The following is a 550-nucleotide window of genomic DNA, read 5'->3' as shown; positions in this document are numbered from 1 at the left end:
TCAGGAACTAGCTCATGCCTTACATCTCATTAACCATCGTCCACGAAAATGCTTAGGCTGGAAATCTGCTCATGAATCTTTCATGGACCATGTGTCGCACTTAGCTTGACAATCCGTCATGAAGAATGTTCGACTAGGTGGAATCAGGAGGGTTAGGACAATATCTGATCGTAAAATGCTTAATGAAAAAGGAATTCAAACAAAGGTAAAGCTAAGGCATTTAACTCGGTCAGTGCCGTACTAGGTAACCCATTGTATAAAGGGCATACAGTTTATGGAAGAGGAACTGGTAAAGAAGTTATCTCTAAGAAACGGAATGCAGAACTGGTTATTATAGATGAGGCTAAATGGGCTCGAGTCCAAGCCATACGCGAAAAGAGAAATCCCGAGATGTGGTCATTGCGGAAATCCACTAACAACAACTTGGAACACAAAAAACTTTCATGAGCCATCGGCTCACATCCCAGAATGAAAATGTTATTCGCCCGTTGCCATCGATGTCTTAATCCAGCTATTTCTGTCTATTCTATGAATAGAGGGACAGAAGAAA

The 550-nt window shown here is 41.5% G+C and carries 2 pseudogenes; both read left to right on the top strand.

From position 1 onward, the window contains the following. Positions 1-109, top strand: a pseudogene (locus L1028_RS31105) (IS30 family transposase); the annotation flags it as partial. 107 nt (positions 110-216) lie between these two features. Next, positions 217-447 (top strand): annotated as a pseudogene (locus L1028_RS31850) (recombinase family protein); the annotation flags it as partial. Positions 448-550 lie beyond the last annotated feature (103 nt).

This window comes from Paenibacillus pseudetheri (assembly GCF_924513355.1).
Taxonomy (GTDB): domain Bacteria; phylum Bacillota; class Bacilli; order Paenibacillales; family Paenibacillaceae; genus Paenibacillus_AQ; species Paenibacillus_AQ pseudetheri.
The sequence above is the reverse complement of the archived record's forward strand: the minus strand, read 5'-3'. Positions and strand labels throughout refer to the sequence as shown.